This is a genomic window from Providencia sp. PROV122, from assembly GCF_028482365.1.
GTDB lineage: Bacteria > Pseudomonadota > Gammaproteobacteria > Enterobacterales > Enterobacteriaceae > Providencia > Providencia stuartii.
Map to the genome: position 1 here is coordinate 1 of NZ_JAMPQI010000040.1, position 23,704 is coordinate 23,704.

Annotated in this window: 16 protein-coding genes and 1 pseudogene; 8 read left to right on the plus strand and 9 right to left on the minus strand. The window is 38.8% G+C overall.

Annotated features, from left to right (window positions below):
• Nucleotides 1-241: 241 nt before the first annotated feature.
• The 3 genes and pseudogenes from PSE69_RS18715 to PSE69_RS18720 form a co-directional block, all read right to left on the minus strand.
• Complete coding sequence (locus PSE69_RS18715; protein ID WP_004917428.1) at nt 242-3,751, minus strand: AAA domain-containing protein; 3,510 nt, start codon at nt 3,749-3,751, stop codon at nt 242-244.
• 636 nt (nt 3,752-4,387) lie between these two features.
• Nucleotides 4,388-4,561, minus strand: a pseudogene (locus PSE69_RS19940) (integrase core domain-containing protein); the annotation flags it as partial.
• Nucleotides 4,562-4,780: 219 nt separating this feature from the next.
• Complete coding sequence (locus PSE69_RS18720) at nt 4,781-5,653, minus strand: phosphorothioated DNA-binding restriction endonuclease (protein ID WP_036942803.1); 873 nt, start codon at nt 5,651-5,653, stop codon at nt 4,781-4,783.
• Between the two features lie 665 nt (nt 5,654-6,318).
• On the opposite strand from PSE69_RS18720, the gene PSE69_RS18725 reads away from it, so the two are divergent.
• The 4 genes from PSE69_RS18725 (at nt 6,319) to PSE69_RS18740 (ending at nt 12,949) form a co-directional block, all read left to right on the plus strand.
• Nucleotides 6,319-8,856 carry a penicillin acylase family protein gene (locus tag PSE69_RS18725; RefSeq protein WP_121875127.1) on the plus strand — a complete coding sequence of 846 codons (2,538 nt, stop codon included), beginning with the start codon at nt 6,319-6,321 and terminating at the stop codon, nt 8,854-8,856.
• 5 nt (nt 8,857-8,861) lie between these two features.
• A complete protein-coding gene (locus PSE69_RS18730; RefSeq protein WP_060561456.1) occupies nt 8,862-9,959 on the plus strand; it encodes an acyltransferase family protein in 1,098 nt (365 codons plus the stop codon).
• 222 nt (nt 9,960-10,181) lie between these two features.
• Nucleotides 10,182-10,766 (plus strand): HutD/Ves family protein, encoded by a 585-nt coding sequence (locus PSE69_RS18735; protein ID WP_121875126.1) that lies wholly within the window; start codon nt 10,182-10,184, stop codon nt 10,764-10,766.
• A gap of 470 nt (nt 10,767-11,236) precedes the next feature.
• The gene (locus PSE69_RS18740) at nt 11,237-12,949 is read left to right on the plus strand and encodes a lysophospholipid acyltransferase family protein (RefSeq protein WP_061064437.1); all 1,713 of its coding nucleotides are present in this window, start codon (nt 11,237-11,239) and stop codon (nt 12,947-12,949) included.
• Between the two features lie 54 nt (nt 12,950-13,003).
• On the opposite strand, the gene yegD is transcribed toward PSE69_RS18740, so the two are convergent.
• Together yegD and PSE69_RS18750 are read right to left on the minus strand one after the other, a co-directional pair.
• Nucleotides 13,004-14,356, minus strand: a complete 1,353-nt coding sequence (gene yegD, locus PSE69_RS18745; RefSeq protein ID WP_004917421.1) for a molecular chaperone — start codon at nt 14,354-14,356, stop codon at nt 13,004-13,006.
• 73 nt (nt 14,357-14,429) lie between these two features.
• The gene (locus tag PSE69_RS18750) at nt 14,430-15,083 is read right to left on the minus strand and encodes a CPBP family intramembrane glutamic endopeptidase (RefSeq protein WP_076914558.1); all 654 of its coding nucleotides are present in this window, start codon (nt 15,081-15,083) and stop codon (nt 14,430-14,432) included.
• A gap of 265 nt (nt 15,084-15,348) precedes the next feature.
• Between PSE69_RS18750 and PSE69_RS18755 the strand changes: the two genes are divergently transcribed.
• Together PSE69_RS18755 and PSE69_RS18760 are read left to right on the plus strand one after the other, a co-directional pair.
• Nucleotides 15,349-16,548 carry a nicotinamide mononucleotide deamidase-related protein YfaY gene (locus PSE69_RS18755; protein WP_060561454.1) on the plus strand — a complete coding sequence of 400 codons (1,200 nt, stop codon included), beginning with the start codon at nt 15,349-15,351 and terminating at the stop codon, nt 16,546-16,548.
• 977 nt (nt 16,549-17,525) lie between these two features.
• Complete coding sequence (locus PSE69_RS18760) at nt 17,526-18,908, plus strand: SPOR domain-containing protein (RefSeq protein WP_121875125.1); 1,383 nt, start codon at nt 17,526-17,528, stop codon at nt 18,906-18,908.
• Between the two features lie 27 nt (nt 18,909-18,935).
• Here the strand turns inward: PSE69_RS18760 and PSE69_RS18765 are convergent, their stop codons facing one another.
• From PSE69_RS18765 to PSE69_RS18780, 4 genes are all read right to left on the minus strand, one after another.
• Nucleotides 18,936-19,280, minus strand: a complete 345-nt coding sequence (locus tag PSE69_RS18765; RefSeq protein WP_223854657.1) for a thioredoxin family protein — start codon at nt 19,278-19,280, stop codon at nt 18,936-18,938.
• A gap of 15 nt (nt 19,281-19,295) precedes the next feature.
• The gene (locus PSE69_RS18770) at nt 19,296-19,745 is read right to left on the minus strand and encodes a hypothetical protein (protein WP_121875124.1); all 450 of its coding nucleotides are present in this window, start codon (nt 19,743-19,745) and stop codon (nt 19,296-19,298) included.
• A gap of 595 nt (nt 19,746-20,340) precedes the next feature.
• Nucleotides 20,341-20,637, minus strand: coding sequence for a DUF2645 family protein (locus tag PSE69_RS18775; protein ID WP_014657396.1), 297 nt, complete (start codon nt 20,635-20,637; stop codon nt 20,341-20,343).
• 196 nt (nt 20,638-20,833) lie between these two features.
• Nucleotides 20,834-21,175, minus strand: a complete 342-nt coding sequence (locus PSE69_RS18780; RefSeq protein ID WP_014657397.1) for a DUF5713 family protein — start codon at nt 21,173-21,175, stop codon at nt 20,834-20,836.
• 713 nt (nt 21,176-21,888) lie between these two features.
• Here PSE69_RS18780 and PSE69_RS18785 point away from each other — a divergent pair.
• Together PSE69_RS18785 and PSE69_RS18790 are read left to right on the plus strand one after the other, a co-directional pair.
• Nucleotides 21,889-22,857: a siderophore ABC transporter substrate-binding protein gene (locus PSE69_RS18785; protein WP_004917406.1), complete on the plus strand. Its 969-nt coding sequence runs from the start codon at nt 21,889-21,891 to the stop codon at nt 22,855-22,857.
• 3 nt (nt 22,858-22,860) lie between these two features.
• Nucleotides 22,861-23,704: ABC transporter permease (locus tag PSE69_RS18790; protein WP_272675314.1), on the plus strand; the 844-nt coding region annotated here is incomplete at its 3' end.

Consider the following 23,704-nt stretch of genomic DNA (forward strand, 5'->3'; position numbering starts at 1 on the left):
TGAACGGCCGAACATGGCGTTGAATGGCTATACCCCAATGCAACATCTACAACGAATGACCTGATTCTACTTATAACCTCGGTTAAAAACGGGGGGATTACCAATAATTAGCACCAAAAAAGAACAATCTTTACTACATCCTGCAAAATAAAACGTCTGCTCCTCGCTCAGACCAGACTGTCAGGTTTAATAGTGTTCTACAATAAACCCTGACAGTTCAAGTCTGAGCTAATATATAATGTTACCGTCGTTCAAGGTTGTTGTGGATAGCTTGAATTTCTTCTTTCAAACTTCCACCACAATAAACCATAGAGGTATCATATCGTTCATACTTGGCTTCACGAGATGCACTAAACCAATTGAATGAGCCAATGCAGAGTAAATTATCATCTCCGATAACAATTTTACTATGAACTCGTCGCACTAGCTTTGTAGCAATGCCATAAGAATCTAATTGTTCCAAGGCATTATGAAGATTGACTTCTCTTTCTTTACGTTTTTCAGGATCAGAGTGTTGGATATTGTAATTTCTATCGGTGATCACTTTTACTTGGATACCCTTAGCTGTTGCTTGAGCCATGGAATCAATGAATCCAGCTTGTTCAAGTTTTTGCAAATTTAACCAAGGGGATATAATGGTAATATGTTTTTCAGTGTTACTAATTGTTTGATTTAAAAAGTCATCGTGCTCTTTCACACCGTGAAGCGTGTATATTTGAGTATTCGATTTTTGTAAGTCTTGCCTTTCTTTGTATTCGAAATGTAAGGCATTCCTTTCCTCTAAGAATAAGTATTTGGCAAGCAATCCCCTTGGTGAAGAAGGGGGTTGGATTTCAAATAAATCCATATCTCCAAAAACAAGAAAACTATCCTTAGCGCGTGATACAGCAACATTCAGCATGCTGTTATCACTATCGATAAAACCGCCATCTTCATGTTTTGAATATACAGGGGAAAATATAACAATCGCTCTTTCTGCGCCTTGAAGTGAGTGAACAGTACCGACAGTTAGTGTATTTTCACTAGTTTCAGCAGTAATTCCTTGTTTACTAAGAGCATCTTTAATAGTTGAAACTTGAGCACTGAATGGCGTTACTATTCCAACTATTTGCTGAATAGGTTTCCCATAGTGATTTTCGATACGTTGTCGATTTTCTATTAACCAAGCTGAAATGATTTCTGCTTCTAATCGATTGAAACGGCTTCCTGTATTTCTTTGCTCACCTTTTCCATCGATATGGAGATAGCCCATTGCAGGGAATAAAAGGTTGTCACTATCTCCTCTTTTTGGTAGTAATTTTCCTTGATAGCAAAGCTCATTACAGTACCCGATGATGTTATCAAAGCAGCGTCGATGCTCGTAAAGATACATACCTCTCTCTAAATCAGAGTCATAATGGTAGCGTGAAGACAATTGTGCAATTTTCATTACACTGCCAGAAGCTGAACACTTTCCGAGTTCGGTGATTGAGTCATATTCTGCATTGATTTGTTCTTGTGTATTTTCGCTCAGAATTTTTTCTTCCAACATGTTTCCGGAGTCAATGGCTCGAGTGATATTCCATATTGGAGGTATTTGTGCAGTATCGCCAATAACAAGTGCTTTTTTAGCAAATGCGAAGGAGGCCGCAGCAACTTCAGGTAGTACTTGACCGGCCTCATCGACAATGAGTAAATCAGCAATATTATATGCATAGCCTCTTTCATGCTTTTTTTGCCCTTTATTTGCGGGTAAAAGCATATAGTTAGGTAACATATAGCAAGTCATTACCACACATGGCGTTAACATCATTTTACGTTGCCAGTGACGTTCTACTGTTTTAAGCCCGTTTTTTCCTTTCTCCTTGTTAAGATCATCAATATTGAGTACATCAATGAGCCAACGGCCTTCCCAATAATGAGTGGTTAGCAAAAATAGAGGAAATCTGATTTGTGTGTCAGCCAGTTCATCAATTTGCAACAAGTTTGGTTCTTCACCCTGTTTATATCCAAGTTCAGAAGCAATGGTGAGCCACTTTGCCAATATCTCTTTTTCTTGTTGGGTTATTTGATGTATATAATTAATTTGTTGTTGATAATCCTCTTGTTTTCGCTCTTCACTATCGAGCAATTTTTTAATTAAACTATCAATAACATTGATTTCAGTTGGTTCTTTTTCAATGTCGAAGCCATCTAATTTATCAGCAAGGAACAGCTTAACTTGGTAGTAACGCTTTTTTCCGACTGGTGGAAGCCATGAAAATAATGAAATAAATAGAGATTCATTCGCTCTATATTTATCCCATTCTACTGAAGCAATTTTTAACCTATCTATTTTAGATTGTGTTTTTGATAGTAATACGGTCTGGTCATTAAGATAAGAATTTATATCATCGGATACTTGGGCGATTTTCCCTCGAATTTCTTGTAGAGAATCCCAAGTTTGCTTTATCTCAACTAACTTATTGGACTGCTCGGAGAGTTGTTCATGCAATAACGCAATAATTTTTTCAGGGGATGAACAATCTTTATTGGGGAATGCCAATTTGGCTTTATTTAAATAAAAATCTAGTGCGCTTTCAATATATTCTTTAGATTCTATTTCTTTAAAAAACTCGTCAGTCTGGTACTTTTTGATTGCTTCTGCTTTCTTGGTACTTGAAGGGAAATAAGCACCAAAACTTTTAATATTTGGCAGCCAGCGACCTGACATAGCGCCATTTCCTTCGGAAAAGTCCTTTCCAAATGCTTCGATGATATTAGTGACGGCTTGGTTATTGGTTGAAGTCGCAAGTACAATTGGCGGATTTGTTTGTTCGAGCGCGGCTTTAGCCCAAAGCGTTGCAATAATGGATAAAAGTAAAGTCGTTTTTCCTGTGCCAGGAGGGCCGTTGACTGCTAAAATATCGCCGTCATTGGCATTAAGAAAATGACCTAGTGCATCTCGCTGAGCCAGCGCTAAAGGAAACCTATCCCCAGAATGACCTAATCGATAAACAAAGGAATCTTCAGTTGAAATTAGTGGCTCGATTTCAGGAGAAGTGAAGTTAGCGAACCGCTCAAATAATGGGACTTTTTTCTTATTTACAAGTAAGTGGTCATAAAGAGAAAGAATATGAGTACTAGCACCTTTAGGTTCTACTTTTTTTAGTATATATCCGTAATCGGCAAGTTCATACTGTTCGTGAGTGTTTATCCAAGATTCAGCGATACTATTTAATAGTTTATATGAATCATCTAAATATGACCCCCACCCTTGGAAATAGCCTTCATATCTTTTCTCTTTTTCTTCTTCAGTTTCTTCAGTTTCTAAATGAGATTCATCATAATGCATAGATGATGATGTATTCGTCGTTTTATATTTATCGTACTCAGATATTTCACCAATAGAGAATGAACCATGAGACAGCGGTTCAAGTAGATCTCTAGGAATGACGGTAGTTGATGTTGGAAATAAAAAACCTTCTCGATTTATTTTTGCTAGTGTCACAAGCGGGGTGACATATGTTGGACTGCCAGCAAGGCGTTCTTTTCCATGTTGTATTAGCCGTATAAAAACTTTTGGGCGTAAAATGACATCTACTGTGTTTACATCATCTTTTTCATCGGAAAAAAAACGCTCAGTAATAATGCTATCAAGGCGACCTGATGAAACACTTTCCCATTTAATCAAATTATTCGTGTCTCGTTTTTCTAGAGCCCCTTTTCCTGACTCCGCATCAGCTAGTGAATTTCGCCAATAAGCGGCTAATTTTAGATAGTTATCATCCATTTCCTGTCCTAAAAATAATAATATTTAATTGACTATAATAAGATAAATTTATATATAGAGCGTTATTCTCCATACTCACAGGATAACTTCAATATAAAATTTAACTTGATTTTAAGTTTTGATAGGGGGTCTAGAGCGGTGTCGGTTATCTGATAACTTATAAGCATGTATTGTTCCACCTGCATCGCGATTACTTGTATTAGACAGCTATCAGAAAAAGTAAGAATTTCACCTGTTGGTATAAATAAATTTATACCTTCATATTTTAATTTAGATCACGAGGTTAAGTGTTATGTGCGAGTACTACCTCCGCTAAAGTGAAAATTAAGATACTAAAGGCGCCTTTTTTATGTCTGAAATCTTAAGTTTACAAGGCCTTCCTCATGTTTCAGTCAATCCATATCAATATAATCCAATCCACACCATCTTTTTTGTGAGTATATCTGTTGTTCCGATAATGTTTATTACTCATTATTTAATAACTACACTCGTTCCAAAACTGCCTGCGCCCCTGTTTCTGGCAAATCCACTTTGGCATAGTTAAAGGCTTCGTCATATTTGAAGTAGTGATTTTCACTATCTAGTTACTGGGGTTGTCCATTTCTCATTATTTGAGACAGGCCAACTTAGAATTTAACTAACTGATTCAAATAAATAGGTATTTAAACATTCACGATGAAACGGCTCATTGAATTGCTCGATAACGCTATTTCACTGTGGCTTATTGGGTTAAATATGGTATAACTCAATTTGATCATTTTCGCAGTAGTTCAATAAATTAATTGAAATTAGCTCGGGGCTATTAGCCACGTGAATTTCTTGGACAATCCTCCTTGTATTGTACACTTTCGAACATATGTTCTTACATGTTATCTGGCTAATAGGGTGTCGATTTTAATTATGGGTATTTGAGTGAATAACGCTCAGTACCTTAGATGGTTATCACAATATAAGGTGTCATGCATAATATCTAATGCCTACTAGGTATCTGATATTTTTTCACATTGAGCTGAACAATAAAAACAACTCTTATTGTTTGAAAACTTGTTCACGATGCCAATTAATAAATATATCTTTTGGGTATTCCATCGTATCTTTAGGCAAATAGATTAATTTACCTGCAAAATTCCAGAATAACTTTTCTACCATCTGGTTACCATTAACCCCTTTAGAGACCAGTAATTTCATATTCTCATCAAGGCCGATAGCGCCCATATCAAAAGCGGAATGATGCAGTGAACATAAAGCAATCCCATTATTAATCGTGCATGGACCACCAAACTGTTTCCACTTAATATGAGCGGCTTCTAAACCAACAACAGCACTATCATAACGTAAATTGTAACCGCATATAGCACATTGATAATTGTAAGCTCGTAAAATATTTTGCCTAAACGCGGGGTCTCGGGCCTTGCGGATTTCATGGAGTGGAAAGTCGAGACGGCTAGCGATAATATCTTGTACATTTTCAGGAAAATGCTCATTTAAAATCTGTTGGGCTAACTTATCTATCAAAGTAGGCCTTTTTAGAAGAAGTTGGTAGCTTTCTTCATTAAACCCGCCAAATATATTTTGCTGAATTAACTCATTTTTAGAGGGCTGCTTATTCCCTTTTTTCAGTTCGTATTCTTCTGTATTTTGTAAATCCCAAAAACCATCCCGTTTTAATCGCCAAAAAGGCATATTTGGATAGTATTCTCGGCGATATGGGCCAAAACTAATAAGCAATTCTAATAGCTGTTGGTGAATTTCATTTCCATAATTAAATAGACGGGGATGCCCCTTTCGATATTCTGAAAGTACCAATAAAAGCAATAGCGGCTTATGAGGGGCTCTTTGATCGCCTTTACGCCATATCGTCAAGTTAGAAATATCATTCTGTAGCGCACTGGAAGTATACATAGTTATTTTATTTTCAGCAGATTAGAGTTATTACCATTTATTTGGGCAAACAGATGCAGCAGCTTACAGCTAGTTTCCATCTATTTACCTTATTTTGCAAATTCGCTATAGAAAAATGGTTTGTAAGACGACAAAAATTTAATTTGACGATATTTGCATGGATTATTGGTAATCGCCAAATCTTTTAAGAAAATAAGCAAAGAAAAACAGAGGATTATACGGAAAATTAAGTCAGCTGATAAGCATTGACAACGTTTTCAGAATTCAAAAATTCCAGTGTAAATATTGTGTAAGGTCGTAGAAGCTAATAATAATTGTAAAATTAACTGATAGGTCAGAACTAACCAACATTCTGTGGTTAGCAAGTAAGATACTCGTGTGCGGGCAACGTGTTTAGCGTCATATTAAACGAAGCAAACATATTTTTTCGGGTATTGTTGTGAAAGTTTCAATTTTCCATTCGTTGTCTATACATATCCATTACTCAACATTCTTAACTTATCTGTATATCAGCAAAAATAGATAAAACGTTATTCATCATCATTGAAGCTAGTGGAAGATAAATCCCCCTATACCACGATAAGAATCCCCTTATTTAATTTAACTTTAGGTCATGCCTATAATGAGAAATTCTTTGGTGGTAGTTCTGATATATGGGGCAATAGATGGAACGCAAAGGACTGTTTTTATCTTGTATTATCAGCGGGGTACTATTGCTATCTGGCTGTCACAGCTTACTCAATAACTACTATGCTGATACCCTCCCTAAAACAGAAGGACAAGTGGTTCTTGCAGGGTTAAAAGCCCCCACTACTGTACGTTATAACCAAATGGGCGTTCCTTTAATCAAAGGGCAAAACCTTGAAGACGTTTATTTAACATGGGGTTATATTCATGCATCAGAACGCATTAGCCATATGGAGCTGATGCGCCTCACGGCAGAAGGTCGTTTAGCAGAATACCTCGGCGAACCGGCCGTTGGCATTGATAGTTTTATGCGCAAAATGGGTTTTCGTGAAGCGACGACTATTTTATATCGAAATGTCAGTCCACAAAATCGTCGTTATCTTGAAGCTTATGCCAATGGTGTCAATCTTTGGTTAGATAATCATCAAGATAAACTACCAATGGATTTATCAGCGGCAGATTATGTTGTTCCGAAATGGCGCCCCGATGATGCAATTTTAATTCTATCTCTCGCTAATTTCGGCTTGGCGGGAAACCTGCATGAAGAGATTGATAGCTTAATCGTTGCTCAGCAGTTGGGGGCGGATATGCTACCTTGGCTATTTCCAACTTATCCTGATGAGCCTCTTCCTCACCAAGAAGCAAAGAAATTGCAAGGGCTAAATTTAGAACCGTTTAAACAAGACATCGACCAGTTAACACTTGCTAGCCAATCTCTAAAAAATATTCATTTACATGATGTTATGGCATCCAATAACTGGGCTGTAACCGCAGATCTCACACAAAACAATGGTACATTACTGGCTAATGATACCCACCTTCCAATCGGTTTACCTTCTTTATGGAGTTTTATTCAGATTGAAACTCCTGAGCTATCTATGGCTGGCGCGGCGATCTCAGGGATCCCCGCGATTGTATTAGGTGCAACCCCTGATCTGGCGTGGGGATATACCATGGTGATGGCGGATAATCAGGATCTATTTTTGGAGCAGATCAGAGAAACGGACAATGGATTTGAATATCTCTATCAACAGCAATGGTATCCGGTAAAGCAAACTCAAACCGTGTTTCATGTAAAAGGTCGCCCCGATAGAGTCGAAAATGTCTATCATACGCAACATGGTGTGTTGCTAAATGAGTCGCTGAAAGAGCGCAGTTATTTGCTGCAACCCCTTGAGGTCAGAACGCAATACGGGATCGCCTTTAGTAGCCTACTGCCCGCTACCGATGATATTAGTATCGATGCGTTAATGGATCTACCTAAACAAAAGAGTGTTTCCCAAGCCATTAAATTAGCAAAAGAAATTAGCGTGATCTCCGTTAATATGCTGTTCGCCGATAAGCAACAAATTGGCTGGCAATTAACGGGAAGTTATCCATTGCGCAAAAAAGGGCTTGGGTTATTTCCCTCTCCGGCATGGGAAGGGGAATATGATTGGATCGGCAGGGTGTCTAATCAGCATTATCCAACCTCAATTAAAACTCGAAAAGGTTGGTTGGCGACTGCAAATCAGCGAGTTGTAGAGAAGGGCTATCCTGTTAATTTTTCTCAAACATGGGCGCACCCAGAACGTTTTGAACGAATTTCAGCGCTATTGAATGCAACGGATCGACATAATTTAGATAGCATGCAGCAGATGCAGTATGATCAATTCGACCCTATGGTGACGAAGTTACAGGTTTATCTCAGAGACCCTGCATTACAAAACGCGATCGCTCAACTCCCACAATCAGAACAACAACAAGCGAGGCTAGCTCAACAACGCTTGTTGGCATTTGATGGTTACCTGCATGCCGATAGTGCCGGAGCGGCGCTGTATAACTTATTTTTAGCTCAGTTCAGCCAGCAATTATTTGCAGATCGCTTCGTCGATTCACCGCAGGCGTGGAAGGCGTTTGTTGAAAGCTCCAAATCTTATTCAGCGCAAGCTGAGCATCTGCTTTGGCAAGATGACAAAAGTGCCAATGCGAGTCCTTTTTGGCAAAAATCGGACCCGGCTCGTAGCGGTAAAGCGAAAATCATTGCCTATTCATTAGCACTGGCTAACCAACAAGGTGAAAAGCAATTTGGCAAAAATTATTCACGTTGGCAGTGGGGGAAATTACACCGCTATCAATGGAATAGCTTGTCATCACAAATGGCGGAATATCTTCCAAAAGAACAACGCAGGACGATTGATCGACTCGATAGCTATTTGAATCGAGGCCCTTATCCAGCGGGTGGAAATCTCAATACGGTCAATATTTCCAGCTATAGTATGGGCGATAATTTTGATACTTTGTTGATCCCTGCAATGCGCTTAATTGTTGATTTCAGCCAACAAGATCCAGTATGGGTAATGAATAATGCGGGGCAGTCTGCCAATCCTGCAAGTCGTCATTATGCCGATAATATTGAGGATTGGTTGAAAGGAAAATATCAAAACCTTCCTTTTAGTCCGGAAGGGCAATCCCAGTGGTACAGCGATAACGTGTTGCAGTTTGTGCCTCGCTCACTTTCAACACAGGCGCATTAATACCGATGATCTCTAATAAATTATTCCAACGTTTTGCACCGATTGACCCAAATGTTTCTGAACAATTGGATATGTTAAGGGGATTTTGTACCGCGACAGTATTATTTGGGCATGCATATTTAGTCTTTTTATATCCAGTATGGCCTATCGTGATGCTGCCGCTATATTTATTTGGTCATAGCTGTGTCATGGCTTTTTTTGCGTTAAGTGGTTTTTTGATTTGTAAGTCGGTTAGCTACAATATTCAACGAAATACTTACTTTAAAGTAAGGCGCTATGCAACTTCACGGTTAAATCGTATTTTGCCGCCTTTTTATTTAGGCTGTTTTGTCTTACTACTTTTATATTTTATCTCTCCCTATTTTTTTGCTAGTGGTAGCCGTGACATTAATATTATTAGCGATACGATGACTCAGGCGAGAATGGCGCTGGATGTTAAGAGCTTTGTGGGAGTATTGTTGTTTATCAACGGCTTTATTACAGATACTCCACCAAGTAACTTTGCATTTTGGTCATTACCATTTGAGGTTTGGTTCTATACACTGTTTGCCTTATTTATGATGCCTAATCAGCGTTGGTGTACGATTATCGGTATTCTATTATTACTCACTCTTAGTGTATTGAATTATACTTTTTTCTTGTATGCCTTAATTTGGTGTTGTGGTGTGATTGCTGCACTGCTTCATAATCACCAGTATCAATTAAAACGAAAAACGCTCATTACCAGTTTTAGCTTGATTGCTTTAACACTATTGACATTAGCTGTGGTTGGCGTTTTTTATTTTCCATTCAGTTTCGACAAGCAAAAATATTTGTTGGCGTTGTATGGCACTTTGTGTGGCATTAGTTTCTGCTATTTATTTTATTTGATGAGTTTTCACCGCGTTCGGTTTTATTTACCTGGTAAACAATTAACGCCGAGCTCTTATACGATCTATATTCTGCATTTCCCTTTGCTAATCTTTGCTTATGGGATTGTGCAACCTTATGTGTATCAGAATTTGTGGGTATTATTTATCACTACGTTTTTGATCGCTTTGGGGATCATGTTTATTGGGTTGTTCGTTGGACGATATGTGGAAAAATTGAAGGTGCTACATTAAGTTGTGGCTTTGTTATCGCGTAAAAAATATCCACTCCCCTAAAATGAGTCAGTGATAATGAAGTCAGTCATGGTATTTCAATTAAGCAAGGAGGCTTTTTCGCTCATCTCCGATAAGTCGGTTAACACGATATGATTTTGACTCTGATACTGGAGGAGTTTTCCCTTTTAGTATATGTTTACTGACTAAAATGACACGATTACTTAAAGGTTGGTTTAAACCATGATCCGAGTGTTAACAGCGAAAAACTACCAAAAAATGCCATGGAAAAATGGGCAAGGTTTTACTTTAGAAATTGCGCGTAGTCACGGTGTAGGATTAACCGATTTTGATTGGCGAGTTTCTATTGCCGATGTGAAAGCGGCTGGAGCTTTTTCTTATTTTCCGAGTAGGAAACGGATTATTGGCGTATTAGATGGCGGAGAAGGGCTAACCTTGCAGGTGGATAAAAATTCTCCTGTAACACTCCGTCAAAAACAATTTTTTGCATTTCATGGTGAAAGTGATGTGTATGCTGAGCTATTAGGTGAGGCTATTCGCGATTTCAATCTTATCTATAACCCTGATAAGTACATCGCTCGTCTGCAATGGTTCAATACACACAATGTGACGCAGTGGATAAGTGATGCTGACAGGGTATTAATATTTAATGCGGGTGGCGAGCTTGGCGTTACTATTGGTTTGAACTCGCATACTTTAAAAGAATTTGAAACATTATTGGTGGTAAATGATGGAAATTCTTTGCAATATAACCTTGTCACTCAACCAAAGAGTGACTTTTGCCTGATTGAATTATTTGCTAAGTAAAGTTACTGCCAACAATAAAATCGCTGTTATTTGTCGTTTACTAATAACAGCGGTAAATTAATACTATTTTTCATCCTCATCTTATAGCGTAATCTACTTTATTTTTATAAAAAACACTCTGTAAATTTTTAATCAAGGATAAACTAATCAAATTAGTTCATTATCAGAATATGACGAGTGAATATTTTTGATTGAGTATGATAATAAAAATATCAAAATAGATTAAAAAGGTCATAAAACGTAGGGTTAAGCTATATATAGTTGTGGTAGGATCAAGGTTTATCCATAATTGAGCTGTGTTGTATTTATAGAATATTAATTAATTGAATATATTATGTTTTTTATTTGTAACTCATAAGATAGGGATATTGTCATTATTGGATGAGTTTAACCGTTTTGTCATTAAATTGACACGCTACTGCCATTGTTCTAGCTTAGGTTTGCAATAGCTAAACTAGGAGACAATTAAGATGTTTAGTTTGGATGCTTTGCTACAAGATGTATTCCCAGACCGAGCGCCTCCCGCTTGGAAACGGAATTTACTAAAGTTCCTGCTATTTGAAAAAGAATTTAAACAATTTTCTGAAAATTATCCTCACCTAAAAGGTTTAGATCTGGTTGAGCAAATCGTCGAGTACTTTAATATTCGTTGTGAGTTAGTTGATGGCGATTTAGAAAATATTCCCTCTCAAGGCCCTCTTGTATTAGTTGCTAATCACCCGATAGGCTCTTTGGATGGTTTAGCAATATTACGTACGGTCGCGACAATTCGCCCAGATGTTAAAATCGTAGCAAATCAGTTTTTGAATTATATTGAGCCACTGAGTAGCTTATTTGTTCCTGTTGATAATATGGGGAATCGCACTAGCCGCAAACAAATTGAGGCAATGCAAGAGCATTTAAATAAGCAAGGGGCTTTGATTTTATTTCCTGCTGGTGAAGTTTCCCGATTAAGTGCGAAAGGGATCCGGGATGGTCATTGGCATACTGGTTTTTTACGTTTAGCGGCCAAAGCTCGTGCGCCAATTGTACCTATTCACGTTACTGGTCGTAATAGCCCTCTATTTTATTTAACCTCATTAATATACCGTCCATTATCGACATTATTGCTCGTACGAGAAATGTTTAAGCAGCGTGATGGCAGAATAAAAATTCGAATTGGTGGCCGTATCCCATTTACTCATTGGCATGATGGGCATACTCGAGCGCATGATCTCGCAGAACGTTTTCGCCGCCATGTTTATCTTCTTGGGCAAGGAAAAAAAGGGCTTTTTACCAGTGAATCTGCCATTGCATTACCGGAAGATCGCTTAGAATTGAAAAAAGCATTGATGGCGTGTGAGCGGTTAGGCACAGCCCCAGATGGTAAGGCGATTTTTCTGTATCGTAGAAAAGATGAGGATAGAACGCCTATCTTACGTGAATTAGGTCGATTACGTGAAATTGCTTTTCGTGCTGTCGGTGAGGGTTCAGGAAGGCGGCGCGACTTAGATAGCTATGATGATGACTATTATCATCTCGTTTTATGGGATGAAGATGCATTAGAAATTGTTGGCGCTTATCGATTTATTCCTACTGCCGAGCAGTTGAAGAAAAAGGGCATCGAAAGTATCTACAGTTATACGTTATTTCATTACGATAAAGAGATGCTACCGATACTTGAGCAAGGGATTGAATTAGGCCGTAGTTTTATTCAACCTACTTATTGGGGTAAGCGTGGTCTTGACTATCTTTGGTTAGGTATTGGCGCTTATCTTGCAAAATACCCGCAATATCGTTACTTATTTGGGCCTGTTTCGATATCGGGTACGATGCCAATTGCCGCTCGTGATCTATTAATTACGTTTTATCGCCTCTATTTCTCAGCGGATCATTCGTTGGCACAGTCTCGCCAGCCGTATCCTGCCTCATTACCACAGGTATTAGCACAGTTTTCGGGGAATAATTATCACGAAGATTTAGTTAAGCTAAAAAGTCTGTTGAATAATATTGGCTGTTCGATTCCAACCTTATATAAGCAATACACCGAGCTATGTGAGCCGGGTGGCGTACAGTTTATTGATTTTGGAACCGACCCTGCTTTCAACAATTGTATTGATGGCTTGGTATTGGTGGATTTGACGAAGTTGAAACCTTCTCGTTATCAGCGGTATGTAGCGGTTCACCAAGATAACCAAACGTAATCTAAGTTATTATACAAAGAAAAAACGCCGTATGGCATACGGCGTTTGCATCGATTATCTAAAGCAGATCTCAGCCCAACGGGTGAGGCCAGCGGTGACTGAGCCAAAATCATTGCCTCGGACAATAGGAATATTGGGTAATTCTTGTTTTATGGCCTGACATAGGACGGGGGATTGGGCAGAGCCTCCTGTCATAAATATCGCGTTTGGTTGCACACCACCTTGTGTCACGGCTTCTTTAACCAGCTCTATCATTTTACTTTTTGGTGATTCGATAGCCTCTACCATCTGGTCACGGTGAATATTAATTTCGAGAGTCTCATTCATTAATTCAATATGAGCCAAGTAATTTTCACTGTCTGATAAAGCAATTTTCGCTTCTTCAGCGCGGCGCACTAAGCGATAGCCAAGGGTTTCATTATAAACCTCAATAAGACGCAGCAATTTTTCAGGCTCTTGTGCCTCTTGGCGTAATCGATTGAGCGCTGTTAAATTCTGTTTTGCATAAAATTCTTTTTGTGCTTCCACATTATTAATCGCGATAGGATTCCAAAACTGGCTTATCGGCATTTTAATTCCAGATACTGTTTGGCTGCTCATACCAAATGAGTCCATTAATTGTTTTAAAGCCAAATAAATATCAAGGTCGTTACCACCAATACGTTGACCAGTGTGAGCTAATAGACTTGCTGTTCGGTCGGTTTTACCTTGATAACTTGGCCCCATATTGATCAGTGAACAGTCGGTTGTGCCTCCACCGATATCGACAACTAATATAGTTTGGTCTTGCGTTAAAGCCGCTTCATATTCAAGCCCAGCGGCAACTGGCTCAAATTGAAAGGCAATATTTTTAAACCCAGCGCGTTTTGCGGCTTTAATAAGAATAGCTTCAGCTTGCTGATTAGCTAATTCACCACCACGGCCATGAAAGTTAATTGGGCGGCCAATGACAGTATCAGTAATTGTGTGTTGTAAATGCAGTTCGGCTTTTTGTTTAATATTCGCCATCATGGCGCACACTAAATCTTCAAAGAAACTGAGTTGCACTTCGTGAAGGCCTGAAGCACCAAGAAAGGATTTTGGTGACTTGACATAATAGACATCGCGAGGATCTTTTAGGTATAGCTCTAATGCTGCTTGGCCAAAAACAATATCCTCAGGAAGTAGTTCAATCCCTTCTTCACGGTTATATGCGATGGAACGCCTCAGTATTTGTTCGCCCACTTCATCTGACGGTAATATATTAAGATGACGGAATAAATGTTCAGAAACAGATTCTCGAGTTGGCGCGCAAAGGGTTGACGGAATATAAGCACTATCACCTTCTAATGGTAACAGTGTAGGCTTTCCCTTATCCATAATTGCGACCGCGCAGTTTGATGTTCCGTAGTCAAAACCAATAAACATTTTGCCCCCAATGCTTTAATTACTCGCCGAAAAGGCGGCAAACTTTACCGGAAGCGCTGGCGAATTACCACTACTAAAATGACATTGCAAATATGAATATAGTCGCAATCGTGTTATTTAAAGCGTGGAGTAATATTGGTGCAATTAATGAGCGAGTGCTGATCCTTACATGGCATAAAATAGCGCCCATTATAAAGATAGTAATAAGGGTATTTACAGATTGATACTGTGAGTGTATTGAAGCAAATAAAAATGAAGAAGCGATAATGGCTATCCATTTTCCAGCCGTGCCATACCACATGCCCGCATTAAGTAAAAAGCCTCTAAATATAATTTCTTCGCTAATCGGGGCTGCGATAATAATCGTTATTACATAGAGAAAAAAGGCAAAGCCAGTAATGTGACTGATACTTTCAAGCCACTCTTCTTGTGCTCCCAATAGCATATTGAGAAATATTAAGCCAAATATAGCCAAGATGGGGAGTTTTAATTCATTTAAATTGGTTTTACCGATAGGCATAAGTTTGAAGCTATTTTGGTAAAAAAACCAACAAACTAAGGCGCAAGGCAACAGTAATAGCAATGATATAGCGGGGATAGCATATTGGGATTGCAGTAACAAAAGTGCATTAGGCATCAACAGTATAATGAATGAAGAAAAAAACCAAGCGACAAATGCTCCGATGCAAATGAGTAAATGAGTGAGGCGGCTTTTAGGTGGATTCATATAAGTATATCCTTTTTTAATAACAACGTTAAATTCCTTAATTTCACTTAGTTAATATACAAAAATTTTAGATAAATTCATCTATTAAATGCATTGTATAGCAGTTAGTTAGCGCCTCCATGAGTGAGTAATAAAAAGTCATACCAAAGAAAAATAGAGGAATGAGTAAATTTAACGAAGTTATCTCAAATATTTATTTTAGCGAATGCCAATATAGGGTAGCTTAATGGAAAATCATTAAACATTCGCAAACTGGAGCTTATGGATGCTAATTGTAGAGATGTTAAGTACCGGAGATGAGGTACTGCATGGGCAAATTATTGATACTAACGCAGCTTGGTTATCTGATTGCTTTTTTCAAGAAGGCTTCCCACTGAGTGGGCGAACGACAGTTGGTGATAATCTGAACGACCTAGTACACACTTTACAAGCGCGAAGTCAACATGCAGATATTCTGATCGTTAATGGTGGACTAGGACCAACTCGTGATGATTTAAGTACTTTGGCGGCAGCAACGGCTGCTGGGGTGCCCTTAGTTGAGCATGCTGAATGGATTACGGTTATGGAACGCTATTTTGCTTCCAGAGAATGGGTAATGCCAGAAACGAATCGTAAGCAAGCGCTGTTACCGGAAGGTGCAGAATTGGTGGATAACCCGATTGGTACGGCATGTGGTTTTGCCATGGAGCTCAATGGTTGTTGGTTATTTTTTACGCCTGGCGTACCTTCAGAGTTTAAAGTGATGGTACATGATCAAATTTTGCCAAGATTACGCCAACGATATCCATTGAACGAACCCCCGTTATGCCTACGTTTAGCCAGTTTTGGACGAAGTGAGAGTAGTTTAGCTAAGCAATTTGATTCACTCGCTCTTCCGGAAGGCTGTGTACTTGGATACCGCTCCTCTATGCCTATTATTGAATTGAAACTCACAGGACCTGCAACATTGAAAGAGGAAATGTTAGCGCAATGGCAAGTGATCAAAGAAGGTGTTGGTGAAAATGTAGTTTTTGAGGGTATTGAAGGCTTACCTAGCGTGATATGCCGTGAGTTAAATGAAAAACAGCTTAGGGTTGCTATTTGTGAAGAGTTTAGCGCAGGTTTACTCAATTGGACTTTAAATGCAGTATCGGCCCCACTCAATGGCTGTAAAGTGATAAACCAACAAGAAGACCAGAGTTTATTAGCACTGATAGGCCATGCTAGTGAGGTCGCTAAACAAGAAAAAGCACATATTGGTTTAGCGGTTGGAGGCGCTAACGATGGCTGTCTATCATTAGCATTATATACATCCGAAAAAAGCTATGCCCAGCGTGTACGTTATATGCCAAGTAATCACAGTACTAAGGTCAAACAAGATGTCAGTGTGATGTTAATGTTGGATATGTTGCAACGTTGGCTCAAGGGGCGCGACGTTTTTGGCCAATATGAGTGGTTAGCGCAATCAGAGACATTAGTTCGTTAATATTACAATCTTCGCTGTGTTTGATATGTCAAAACACAGCGTTTTTTAATCACACATAATCATCATCGATTAGTGGGTTTACCTAGGGTTTTTATATTATATTTCAAATATTGGTATTTTTACTTAATAAACCTAAGGGTATTCATCTTATTTAAGTTTCGGGGGCGAGAAATAAGAATTTTTAAGATGAATTTAAATGGTTAGAAAAATCGATTTTGCTAAATAAACGCATAATTATTAAATTGGAGTGACTGTTTTAATGCTGACAAATTATTTTATGTTATAGGGTTATGATATGAGAAATATACACATCTTCCTTCCATTTTAAATGAGGCGTATTACGCATAAGGCATTATGAATATTTTAAAATAGCGGGTAATTAAGTAGGAAATAAACAAGGGTTACGATAATAGATATTATTTGGTATTTCCTTAGATAGTAGACTAGGATATGAAAGTATCGAGTGGGATGGACTAGAGAAAGTGGTAACTAGCTCGGTGTTTATTAAATACTGCTCCAGTATGGGTTGAAGGTTATTAGTAAGGATATAATCGAAGTGGATACTCCCATGATGGTAAAATGCTTATTTATGCGGGCTAGGAACGAGTTCAGTCTCCCCGCTGTAACGGATTAAAAAGGAATAATGAATTAGAACATGATATCTGCCAGTGTTTGCCAACATTGAGCGAACTGATCATTATTAATTTAACACTGACTCAAGCTTAGACAGTGATTTTTAACCATGGGTGGCTTAAAAATTTAAATTAACGAGGAATAATCCATTGAGTCTACTCACTGCGATTAACTGGCATTATTTTTTGGTGTATTAACAATGAAACGTACAAATGGTGTTTGGTATAAATTGGTTTTAAATTCCCCTTATTTACCAGACCGGCCTTAGATTTGAAAGATAGTGCTTAATTTTATTATCAAAGTGCATTCCATTTATTTTTATATTACCTATTTGGAATTATTTCATGTTTATATCACAGCATCATTGTAGTATCGCTAAATTCGCTATTCTATCTACTGTTTTTGCAGGAGCAGTAGTGTGTCAGTCTGTTGCACAAGCACAGCGTACACCCGTTGAAATTATTCATGATATGGGCGTGCAATTAATTAACGGTGATGGTGTTCCGGTCGATTTAATTAAAGGCCGTTATTATATCCATCAATCAGCTATACGAGGATATCCCCTCGGGCAGCTTCATCTAGGGATTTTATTTTATTTTGGTGATGGCGGCGTACAAAATACCGCTTGCGCGCAATGGTGGTTAGAAAAAGCATTACAGGCGGAAGGGGAAGTGCATGACATTGCAAAGGATTTTCTTTCTGACATTCAAAAAGAAACTGCAATGTCATCGTCTCGTGTGCTCATGACAGTGCCAGATCAAAAGCTGTGTCAGCAGTTACCTAAAATAGCAAATGACCATATTGGAGTGCATCCCTTTAAGTTAGAGCCAAAGCCAGAATCGAAAATTGATCTTGTATTACTGCAAAAGGCTATCATTTTAGTGCCCATATTTGACCCTACTATCCAATCGTTAAAAAGGAACCAATTTCAGACAAAAATTGCAGCTATTCCTAGCTTAAGCCATGTTATTCGTAGCAGTATTGAAATCTATGATGACGCACTAAATGGCTTATCAAAGAAATGGATATTACTTTCACGCCATATTTTAAATAATCAGGTGTCAGTAGAACAAATAAACCCGGTTGGTATTGTTAATCACTCCCCTGAAAAAACAGAACAAGTTACATCGGCTATCCCGTTATCACCTGAGCAACAAGGTGAGCTTGCCAAACATGCAACTGTACCAATGGCTTCATCAATAGAAGGATCAGCAAACGTTAAAGAGAAAGTTGCTGATTCATTGAATTCTGAAGTTTCTGAAAAAAGGGTTGATACAAAGCTAACTCAGTTGGCGTCTACGCTATCTAATTTGCCTAAGGATGGAATATTCCATTTTAGAATTGAACTGAAGGAAACCGTGGTTAAAGAGGAGGCGGCATCTGGAATGGAGAAAACGGTTGAAGTAGCCAAGAAGCCTTCGTCAGACATGAAACCTATGTATAATTTAGGGGGCGATCCTCGCACTGCATCCCCTCGGCATTACACATTGCAGATTGGTAGTGCCAGTTCACCGGCTGGTCTCTATGAACATGCGCGCCGCCATAAATTGTCAAATTATTTAGTGTATGAAACCGTTCGTCATGGTCGCCAATGGTATGTATTGGTTTATGGTGAATTCTCTAATATAGCTTCTGCAAAACGAGCATTGAAAAATTTACCCTCGGCAATTCAACGTGATAAGCCGTGGGTACGTAGTTTACGGCATGTTCAATCAGAACTTCATTAATGTATCGTGGGGCCTTAGGGGAGGTAATTAATCAATGGGGAGAGCAGACCGTATCTTTGTTATGGCATGCTGTAGTGAGACTTCCCCAGCCACGATAGCAACCAAACGTGAGTCGTTAAATAATGCGATTGAAGGCACCGATTTAATACCATACATCGGTGCTAGAGTAGGTGATTGAGCGATGTCAACGATGCCAAAATTAATGGCTGAGCTATCCAAATATAGAGGGAGTTGCTCAAAGATCGGTTGCATATTTTTACAAGGCTGGCACCAAGAGGCAGAAAAATAAATAATAGCTATCTGCCCTTGTTGTTCTGGATTAAAAAGCGCTTCTGTAAAACTTTGTTGATCGAGGTGTTTTATTATTGGCATAGTGTGAGCCATTATTTAATCATCACTTGGCAAATCGAAAATATGTTCATGAAGGTTATCAACAATGGTATTTGGCAAACAAGAGATAGAAGTAAGTAATTTATCTTTTTGATATACATCCACATGAGCGATATGCTTTGAGTCTAAATAGGAAGAGGAAACGGTATAGGTATAGTCGCCATTTCGAAAATCAACCTCATAGATTTTTCCATTGAATCTATCTCCCTTAGGGGTGAGATAACGTGCAGCTAATTGTTCAGGCTTTCTTACCATAGTGATATCAGGTTTTTGATTAAGTTTGCCGAATTGATAAATGTACTGACCATTTGCTAGGCTGATATTAACCTTTTTTTGGTTTTTATTCACACACTGGAATACTGTGACTGTGTGGGTATTGGCAAGGCCGATTGGGGAAAATAGGCTAGCCGATAGGATACAAAGCAGTATATGACAATAATTGGTCATAGTGATTTCCAAATGCACTTGTTATTTAACACCATATCTTACATGGCTATTTATGAAAGAATGAACCGAATATAGTGGTTATTTGCGATATATCACATAAGAGAATCAATCAACGGATACAGCACCTTTGGATTACGCCATCGATAGAAACTCAAGCTTAGTAAAATTAACAACCTAAGAAGTGATAGCTTAATAACCGCTCATGGAGAAAAGAAAAAGGATGATGCTATCACTTTGATGAAGTATTATGTTTTTTGAGCTTTTTTCCTTTTTACAATTTGATTACGTCTTTTCCATTTACGCATCTCTGTTTCGGAGTTGAATTTTTTGTATTTTCATACGCCATTATCTTATAAAGCATTGAGTGTTTTTAAGACGTAACCATATTTTGGGATTTAAAAAAGAAATGTTAAAAACAAACCCAAAGGAATAGGAATTTTCAGGGTGACTGGGTGATTGTGCCTGAGCATGGCTTTGATGAGCTTTGGTTGGGAGCGGCGGGCTGTTTTAGTCAATTAACTCATTTTTTAATATAATGGTCATGGCGAGGGTAAACAGGCAGTACCCATATCGTATATACAATGTTTAACGGTACCTAAAATGGCATGCAGAGATTAAATCTCAGGAAAAAGGACCAATAGATATAAAAGCCAGCAATCAAAATACATAAATAGCGTATTTTCTTATTTCTAATTATAAATAATGGCACTAGCAACGGTAAAATAACCAACATTGGTTCTAGTGTATATCTTCCTCCCATGGGTAACTGACATAAGTTTGTTATTTCACTCTCCCCAATCATCCATTCATAATCGGATATAGAAAAAACCGTTATCATCATGCATAAGAAAAACATATAAATGATAATTATTGTATTATATATGTATTTCATATAAATCAGATTCCTATAATCCCTTTTATGTAAAACACTACAAGTTTCTCATGTGGCGTTTTATCGCTTCTTCACTTTCATTTAGCCATTTTTACTTGGCGAGAGCCAAGAAGAGTCTATGGAGCAGGGCGGCTGCTCTATGAACAGCCTAATGCGGTGACCAATATTAGTTGGCCACGGTATGATTGTTATTTAATTACCACTCCCGTGTTGCAATCAGCTCCTCCGGATCTGCATCTAAAAAGCCGTATGCCCGAGCAATCAGGTAAAATGATTCGCCGATAGCATCACGGGCAACCGTTTCAATCTCACTGCCCGCCTCTTCAAAGGCATCTTGCAAATCGTTAAATTCTTCCGTTGACTGCTGTGTCAGCACATACAACTCCGCCAGTCCGTTCGGTGGATTGTTTTCCAGTGTCTCACACAATCGCAGAAGAATGGCCTCACCCTGCTTCACCAGATGATCAGGAAAATAGCTGTCATCATACATTTCACCTAATAAACGGAGCTTCAAAACGTCTGGGTTGGTTACGGGCATTTTTATTCCTTTTGAAAGCGTTATCCTAAAAACAAATTAATGCGGAGATATATTGTAGTGGCACACTGAATGAGAAGCGAGTTGACCAATTGAATAACGTGAGGGCGGTAGGCTTTTGTACGGTCTAATAATAGCGCGGTACCTATTTCCGTGTTTTGGGTTTGAAAAAATCAGCAATAGGCACTGTCAATAACACATTTTACAATGTTTGAATGTTTATTTGCGATTATTGCTATTTGGCGTTTGTTTCTGCTAGGGAAAATGCACTTTTAAACGAATGAGTAACATAATTTTTATCTTTTCTAGCTAACGACTTTGCTGGGTGCTATTTCTGTGGTGTCTGTGGTGGCATCAGTGCACTACCCAATATGCCTGTTTCTCTTAGGTTCCTCTCTTCTTTCGTATCTTATGATGGTAAAACCAAACACAATAGCATGAAAGCCTTTGCGTGCTAGGGGGCAAGATCTATTTTAGGAATTTGTGCGTTTGCTACCATTTCTTTTGAATGCAAATGTAAACTAATATCATTTGTACTAAGTACAAGGTAAGATAGCGCTATTATTTGTGCTATGGGTGGAGTCGGTGGCAGCGCTATGGGTTCTTTTTATGAAGCTGCTAGCCGCGCTGAGCATTGATGCGTTTACCAAATCGGGTAGATTTATCGGGCTTAAAGCGACAACTCACATTATTTAGAGATAGATGGAGGAAATTGGATGTTTGTAAAATCACTAACTTCAGGGCTCGTCTTAGTATCAGCCTTAGTATTGGCTGGTTGTGATCAATCTAAAGAAAAGGCAGAAACTTCTGCACCTGCAGAGAAACAAACGATCACTATCGAGCACGCTCAAGGTAAAACAGAAGTTCCTCGCCATCCTGAAAAAGTGTTTGTTATGAGTATGGAAACACTGGATATTATGGATGCCTTAGGCGCCCCAGTCGCTGGCCTACCAAAAACAAACGTTCAATTACCTGAATTTTTATCTAAGTATAACTCTCCGGATTACATCAACGCAGGCACACTATTTGAACCTGCTTATGAAGTGCTGAGCAATGCACAACCTGACTTAATTTTAGCTGGTAGCCGCGCTCGCGACGCATACGACAAACTCAGTGCTGTTGCGCCAACTATCTCAATGGATATTGATAATAAACGCTTTATTGATAGCTTAACTGAACGCACAACTGAATTAGGTATGCTATTCGGTAAGGAAGAACAAGCTAAAAAGCTGGTTTCTGATTTCAAAGAAAAAATTGCTCAAATCAAACAAAAAACACCAACCGCAGGTAAAGCGATGGTGATCTTAGTGAGTGGCGGTAAGATCTCTGCTTATGGTCCAGGCTCACGTTTTGGCTTCATCTTTGATGAACTGGGCTTTGAGCCTGCTTATGTCTTCACTGAAGATACTGGCAGACATGGCAACATTGTTAACGCAGAATTGCTAGTCAAACTGAATCCAGATTGGTTGTTTGTCATTGACCGTGATAGCGCAATTGGCCGCACAGATGCTCAGCCAGCAGCCCAAGTTTTAGACAATGCGTTAGTAAGAAAAACATCGGCATGGAATAAACAACAAGTGACTTATCTTGATCCGTCTGCCGTTTACATCGCTGGTGGCATTCAAACTTATTCTCAGTTAATGGATGATGTTAATAACGCATTAGAAAAAAACCAAACAAACTAATCAATGAAAACGCTTTATCTTTTTTTTGGAATTATCGCCTTATTGGTATTAGCGGTGATGAGTTTGTTTATTGGAGCGGGTGACGTGTCACCCGTTTCACTTTTCACCGATCCAGAGATGCAAGACATCTTTTTTATCAGTCGTATTCCTCGAACTATTTCCTTGATCCTAGCAGGCAGCGCTATGAGTGTTGCTGGGCTTATCATGCAACTTCTAACCCAAAACCGTTTTGTTGAACCCTCGTTGGCGGGAACAACACAGTCAGCGAGTTTGGGTTTATTATTTGTGATGATACTGTTCCCTACCGCCGATATTATGACCAAAATGGTAGTGGCAAGCGGGTTTGCATTGCTGGGTACAATGCTGTTTATGATGCTGTTGCGCAGGGTTATCTTAAAATCAGCGCTGATTGTGCCGCTGGTCGGCATAATGTTAGGAGCCGTTATTAGCGCACTGACAATCTTTACCGCGTATTCATTTGACCTGCTACAGTCATTAAGTGCTTGGATGAGCGGGGATTTTTCTAGCATCATTCAGGGGCGTTATGAGCTTTTATGGCTAGTCGGTTTACTCACATTACTTGCTTGTTGGATTGCGGATAGTTTCACGGTTGCGGGTATGGGGCGTGAGTTTGCCATCAACGTGGGGCTAAATTACCGTAAGGTAATGACAATTGGTTTATCGATTATTGCACTGATAAGCGGGGTTGTTGTTGTCGTTGTCGGGGCATTGCCATTCTTAGGACTGATTATCCCGAATCTCATTAGTTTAATTATGGGAGACAATATTCGTAAAACGCTGCCATGGATCTGTATTGCTGGCGGAGGGTTAGTTTTACTCTGTGATA

Coding starts and splice junctions, on each gene's coding strand:
- PSE69_RS18715 (WP_004917428.1), bottom strand. CDS start 3,751: ATGGATGATAACTATCTAAAATTAGCCGCTTATTGGCGAAATTCACTA.
- PSE69_RS18720 (WP_036942803.1), bottom strand. CDS start 5,653: ATGTATACTTCCAGTGCGCTACAGAATGATATTTCTAACTTGACGATA.
- PSE69_RS18725 (WP_121875127.1), top strand. CDS start 6,319: ATGGAACGCAAAGGACTGTTTTTATCTTGTATTATCAGCGGGGTACTA.
- PSE69_RS18730 (WP_060561456.1), top strand. CDS start 8,862: ATGATCTCTAATAAATTATTCCAACGTTTTGCACCGATTGACCCAAAT.
- PSE69_RS18735 (WP_121875126.1), top strand. CDS start 10,182: ATGATCCGAGTGTTAACAGCGAAAAACTACCAAAAAATGCCATGGAAA.
- PSE69_RS18740 (WP_061064437.1), top strand. CDS start 11,237: ATGTTTAGTTTGGATGCTTTGCTACAAGATGTATTCCCAGACCGAGCG.
- yegD (WP_004917421.1), bottom strand. CDS start 14,356: ATGTTTATTGGTTTTGACTACGGAACATCAAACTGCGCGGTCGCAATT.
- PSE69_RS18750 (WP_076914558.1), bottom strand. CDS start 15,083: ATGAATCCACCTAAAAGCCGCCTCACTCATTTACTCATTTGCATCGGA.
- PSE69_RS18755 (WP_060561454.1), top strand. CDS start 15,349: ATGCTAATTGTAGAGATGTTAAGTACCGGAGATGAGGTACTGCATGGG.
- PSE69_RS18760 (WP_121875125.1), top strand. CDS start 17,526: ATGTTTATATCACAGCATCATTGTAGTATCGCTAAATTCGCTATTCTA.
- PSE69_RS18765 (WP_223854657.1), bottom strand. CDS start 19,280: ATGCCAATAATAAAACACCTCGATCAACAAAGTTTTACAGAAGCGCTT.
- PSE69_RS18770 (WP_121875124.1), bottom strand. CDS start 19,745: ATGACCAATTATTGTCATATACTGCTTTGTATCCTATCGGCTAGCCTA.
- PSE69_RS18775 (WP_014657396.1), bottom strand. CDS start 20,637: ATGAAATACATATATAATACAATAATTATCATTTATATGTTTTTCTTA.
- PSE69_RS18780 (WP_014657397.1), bottom strand. CDS start 21,175: ATGCCCGTAACCAACCCAGACGTTTTGAAGCTCCGTTTATTAGGTGAA.
- PSE69_RS18785 (WP_004917406.1), top strand. CDS start 21,889: ATGTTTGTAAAATCACTAACTTCAGGGCTCGTCTTAGTATCAGCCTTA.